Annotated in this window: 5 protein-coding genes; all 5 read left to right on the forward strand. The window is 67.6% G+C overall.

Going from position 1 to position 5,021, the window contains the following annotated elements; genetic code table 11:
* The first annotated feature begins 76 nt into the window (after positions 1-76).
* From ABGA94_RS05935 to ABGA94_RS05955, 5 genes are read left to right on the forward strand one after another with little or no spacing between them, the layout of a single operon-like run.
* Positions 77-1,666 (forward strand): calcineurin-like phosphoesterase family protein, encoded by a 1,590-nt coding sequence (locus ABGA94_RS05935; RefSeq protein WP_065177583.1) that lies wholly within the window; start codon positions 77-79, stop codon positions 1,664-1,666.
* A gap of 35 nt (positions 1,667-1,701) precedes the next feature.
* A complete protein-coding gene (locus tag ABGA94_RS05940; RefSeq protein WP_375366664.1) occupies positions 1,702-2,034 on the forward strand; it encodes a hypothetical protein in 333 nt (110 codons plus the stop codon).
* Positions 2,035-2,070: 36 nt separating this feature from the next.
* Entirely contained in the window at positions 2,071-3,093 is a 1,023-nt protein-coding gene (locus tag ABGA94_RS05945) for a glucokinase (RefSeq protein ID WP_065197007.1), read from the forward strand.
* Positions 3,094-3,144: 51 nt separating this feature from the next.
* A complete protein-coding gene (locus tag ABGA94_RS05950) occupies positions 3,145-4,143 on the forward strand; it encodes a N(4)-(beta-N-acetylglucosaminyl)-L-asparaginase (RefSeq protein ID WP_065177585.1) in 999 nt (332 codons plus the stop codon).
* Complete coding sequence (locus ABGA94_RS05955) at positions 4,140-4,877, forward strand: copper homeostasis protein CutC (RefSeq protein ID WP_065197006.1); 738 nt, start codon at positions 4,140-4,142, stop codon at positions 4,875-4,877. Before ABGA94_RS05950 ends, ABGA94_RS05955 begins: the two co-directional genes overlap by 4 nt.
* Positions 4,878-5,021 lie beyond the last annotated feature (144 nt).

Raw genomic sequence — 5,021 nt, forward strand, 5'->3', positions numbered from 1 at the left:
CCGGCCAGCGGCCGGCACTGCAGCCGAGCGTGGCTCGGCTCTACAATACCGCGTCTCTTTCTGCCGGATGCCTCCCATGAAACTGCCTGCCGCCTGGCTGTGCTGCCTGTTGCTGACCTCGCCGGCCTGGGCTGCGGACACCGTGGTCACCGGCAAGGTCTATCTGGAGCGTGACGGCAAGCCGGGCCGCGGTGCGACCGATCCGGGCCTGGCCGGGGTGCAGGTCTCCAACGGCGAGACGATCGTCAAGACCGCCGCCGATGGCAGCTACAGCCTTCCGGTGCGTGACGGCCAGACCGTGTTCGTGATCAAGCCCGATGCGTATTCGTTCCCGAAGGCGACAGACGGCCTGCCTTCGTTCTGGCGCCACTTCCGCCCGAACGGCTCGCCGGCGCTGAAGTACGGCGGCATCGCCGCCACCAGCGATGTCACCCGCAACTGGGATTTCGCGCTGCAGTCGGATCGCCATGACAGCCGTCGCGGCTTCCAGATGCTGGTCTTCACCGACTCCCAGACCGCCAGCCTGAAGGACATCGGCTACTACCAGCAGTCGATCGTGTCGCCGCTGGTCGGCCAGACCAAGGCGCGCATGGGCACCACCCTGGGTGACATCGTCAACGACGATCTGACCCTGTATCCGGCAATCAACAAGGTCACCACGTCGCTGGGCGTGCCGTGGTTCCATGTGCCGGGCAATCACGACCTCGATTTCGATGCAGCCAGCGACGAGCATTCGCTGGACAGCTGGCGCAACATCTACGGCCCGGACACCTACGCGGTGGAAGAGGGCGGTGCCAGTTTCGTGTTCCTCGACGACGTGGTGTATGACCCCAACGCAAGGCCGAAGTATGTCGGTGGTCTGCGCGAAGACCAGTTCGCTTTCCTTGCCAGCTACCTGAAAGGCCTGCACAAGGACCGCCTGCTGGTGCTGGGCATGCACATCCCGCTGTTCGACGCCGCGCCGGGGCGCGAGACCTTCCGTCATGCTGACCGCCAGCGCCTGTTCGACCTGCTGAAGGACTTCCGCAACGTGCTGGTGCTCAGCGGGCACAGCCACACCCAGCAGCACGTCTACCACGGCAAGGCCGACGGCTGGAACGGTGACAAGCCGCTGCACGAATACAACGTCGGTGCCAACTGCGGCGCATTCTGGTCCGGGGTGAAGGATGCCGCCGGCGTGCCGGACAGCGCCATGAGTGATGGCACGCCAAAGGGCTACGCGTTGCTGGACGTCGCCGGCAATGGCAGCTACAAACTGCAGTACCGCGTGGCCGGCAAGCCGGCCAGCGAGCAGATCGGCCTGCATGCGCCGAAGGTGCTGCGCCAGGGGGCCTATCCGGCGTGGGGTGTCTACGCCAACGTCTACATGGGCGAGGACGCCAGCGTGGTCGAGTACCGCGTCGATGGCGGTGCCTGGCAGCCGATGAAGCAGGTCAGTCAGCCCGATCCGCGCCTGATGGTGGAGAACGTGGCTGACGATCTGGCTGACAGCCTGCGCGGCTACGACCGTTCGCCGGAGGCCACCGCGTCGCCGCACCTGTGGCGTGGCGCGCTGCCGACCGACCTGGCAGTGGGCAGTCACAAGGTCGAAGTACGCTCTACCCAGCCTGATGGTGCAGTATTCACCGCCACCACCCGCTACAGCCTGCAGACGGCACAGCCCTGATCCCCCGCATCTCCGCTCCAGCGAAAGGACCCCGCATGGATATCCGCTTCATGGCCGGCACCACGCCAGTCACCCTCAGCCGCCACTGGTTCACCGGCGCGATGCTGCTGCAGAGCGCCACCGAGAAGGTCTGGGTGCAGCATCCGCTGCATCCGGGCACCCACTTCTCGTTCTCGCTGGTACAGTCGTGGCTGCGCCACATCGCCGGCCATGAGGTGCTGGTCGAGCGCACCCGGCCGCTGTTGTTCGCCGGCTTCCGCCCGCAGCGCCTGCGCGTGCTGGTGGATGGTGTGCAGGTGGCCGAACAGGAAGGCATGCAGTCCAACCTGAACCGCCGGCGCGCTAGGCAAAGCCGCCCCGATGCCTGAGAATCGGGGCGATTCAATCGATCCAAGCAGGCCAGCGTGACCATCGCAGCAGCGTCTCCGGTTTCCACCGACTCCGCCCGCGGCGGTCTTCCGCGCAGTCTCGTTGTCGCCGATGTCGGCGGCACCTTCGCCCGTTTGGCGCTGGCTGAAACGCAAGCCGGCCAGGCACCACTGCTGGGCAGCCATCGCACCTACGCCTGCGCCGAGCACCCCAGCCTGGCCGCGATCCTGGCCGATTTCACCGCTGGCCTCGGCCAGCCGGTACAGGCCGCGGTGGTCGCCATCGCCGGCCTGCTCGATGGCGATGTGTTGATCAATTCCAACCTGCCGTGGACGGTCTCGCTGTCGGCCACGCGGGTGCAGTCCGGGCTGTATGAGCTGCAGCTGATCAATGATTTTGAAGCGGTGGCGTTGGCCATTCCCTACCTGCAGCCTGACACCCTGGTGCCGCTCAATGGCGATGCTGACCCGGCGCAGGCGTTCCCGGCGCTGGTGCTGGGCGCCGGAACCGGCCTGGGTGCAGCATTGCGCTTTGCCGACGGCGAGCGTCCGGTGCTGGCCAGCGAGATCGGCCATGCCGCGCTCGGCGCCGGCAACGCGCTGGAACTGCAGGTGCTGGACAAGCTGCTGCAGCGCTGGCCGCACGTGGACAACGAGCGCGTGCTGTCCGGCAGTGGCCTGATGAACCTGTATCCGTGCCTGTGCGAACTGCGTGGCGTCACTCCGGTGTGGAGCAGTACCGAGGCACTGATCGGTGCCGCGCGCAGCGGTGAGGATGCGCTGGCGGTGGAAACGCTGCAGGTGTTCTGTGCCTGGCTGGGCAGCCTGGCCGGCGACGCAGCGATCGCGGTGGGTGCGCGTTCGGTGTACCTGGCCGGGGGTATTTCCGCGCATGTGCAGGATTTCCTGGCCGATGGTCGCTTCCGTGAGCGCTTCCTCAACAAGGGCGTGCTGACCGAGGTGCTGCGCCAGGTGCCGGTATGGCGCGTGGAGCATGGCCAGCTGGGCGTTCTCGGCGCAGCGGTCTGGTACGCCGCACGGCAGCCCACGCACGACTGATCGGCGTGGCCGGCATCGGGCCGGCCGTGCATTGCAGACTGGGAGGGGAAGATGGTGGATCGCAGGCAGTTCCTGCAGGCCGGCGCACTGGCCGCAGGCATGGTGGCCTTGCCGGGCGTGCAGGCGCGCACGCAGGGTGGGGCCAGGGTGGTTTCGACCTGGGACTTCGGCGTGCCGGCCAACCAGGCCGCGTGGAAGGTGCTGGCGCAGGGTGGCAGCGCACTGGATGCAGTTGAAGCCGGTGCACGCTGGGCCGAGAGCGAGCTGTGCAACCCCACCGTCGGCCATTGCGGTAACCCGGATCGCGACGGGGTGCTGAGCCTGGATGCGAGCATCATGGATGGTGATGGCCGTTGTGGCGCAGTGGCCGCGCTGGTGGACATCCTGCATCCGGTGTCGGTGGCCCGCAAAGTGATGGAAAACAGCCCGCACGTGCTGCTGGTGGGCGAGGGCGCGCAGCAGTTCGCGGTGCAGCAGGGTTTTGAACGCAGGCACCTGCTGACGCCGCAGGCCGAAGCGGCCTGGCGCGAGTGGCTGAAGACCGAGAAGTACCAGCCGCAGATCAATGCCGAGCGTCGTAGTATTCCTGGCAACAGCGACAACCACGACACCATCGGCATGCTGGCGCTGGATGCCCGCGGTAAGCTGGCCGGCGCCTGCACCACCAGCGGCATGGCCTGGAAGCTGCACGGCCGGGTCGGCGACAGCCCGATCATCGGTGCCGGCCTGTATGTCGACAACGAAGTGGGCGCGGCCACTGCTTCGGGCGTGGGTGAGGAGATGATCCGCAACGCCGCCTCGTTCCTGGTGGTTGAGCTGATGCGCCAAGGGCGCTCGCCCGCGCAGGCCTGCCGCGAAGCCATCGACCGCGTGGTGCGCAAGCGCCCCGAAGCGAGCAGAACATTGCAGGTGTGCTTCCTGGCCATGAACAAGCAGGGCGAGGTGGGTGCCTACGCGTTGCACCGCGGCTTCGTCTACGCCGTGTGCGATGGACAGCGCCAGGACGACCTGCGCGACTCGCCGTCGATCTACACGAGCACTCAGGCGTGAGCACGCGGCTGACCCTGGAGATCGCCAGCAACTCGCTGGCCTCGGCGCTGGCCGCGCAGGCCGGCGGTGCCGACCGCATCGAACTGTTCGAGAACCTGGCCGAGGGTGGCACCACGCCGTCGTTTGCCACCATCGCGATTGCCCGGGAACGCCTGTCGATTCCGCTGTTCGTGCTGGTGCGCCCGCGCCCGGGTGATTTCCACTACGACGCATTGGAAACCGAACTGATGCTGCGTGACATCGCGCAGTGCCGCGCGCTGGGCTGCGATGGCGTGGTGATCGGTGCGCTGGATGTGCAGGGCGGGATCGATCTGGCGCTGTGCCGTGAACTGGTGCAGGCCGCCGGGCCGCTGCAGGTGACCTTCCATCGCGCCTTCGATGCTGCCCGCGATCTGCCTGCGGCACTTGAGCAGGTGGTTGAGCTGGGTTGCCAGCGCGTGCTGACCTCGGGCGGCCAGGTCAGCGCCGAGGCCGGCGCGGATGTGCTGGCGGGTCTGGTCACCCAGGCGGCGGGACGTATCACGGTGATGGCCGGCGCCGGGCTGGGACCGGCCAACATCGCGGCCGTTGCGCGACGGAGCGGCTGCACCGAACTGCACGCCTCGGCCAAGGGCCTGCGGCGCTCGGCCATGCAGTTCCAGAACCCGGCGCTGCGCGGCCTGGACCCGGACTGGAGCCAGACCGCCACCGCCACCGTGGCCGCACTGCGGCAGGCGCTGGACGGCGCAAGGTAACCCGCTTCTCCTGTAGAGCCGAGCCCACGCTCGGCTGCTCTTTGGGCCCGGGGTCGGATCCCTTCCCAACGGGAAGGGCTCTGACCCCGACAGCGACCCGGCGCCTTCATCCACGCATGGCGTGGATCTACCGTAAAAAAACGC

Source organism: Stenotrophomonas sp. 3diitr2024, from assembly GCF_042136455.1.
Classification (GTDB): Bacteria; Pseudomonadota; Gammaproteobacteria; order Xanthomonadales; family Xanthomonadaceae; genus Stenotrophomonas; species Stenotrophomonas sepilia.

Bases quoted from the DNA above. Each gene is read 5' to 3' on its own strand.
- ABGA94_RS05950 (WP_065177585.1), top strand. From the start codon at position 3,145: ATGGTGGATCGCAGGCAGTTCCTGCAGGCCGGCGCACTGGCCGCAGGC.
- ABGA94_RS05935 (WP_065177583.1), top strand. From the start codon at position 77: ATGAAACTGCCTGCCGCCTGGCTGTGCTGCCTGTTGCTGACCTCGCCG.
- ABGA94_RS05940 (WP_375366664.1), top strand. From the start codon at position 1,702: ATGGATATCCGCTTCATGGCCGGCACCACGCCAGTCACCCTCAGCCGC.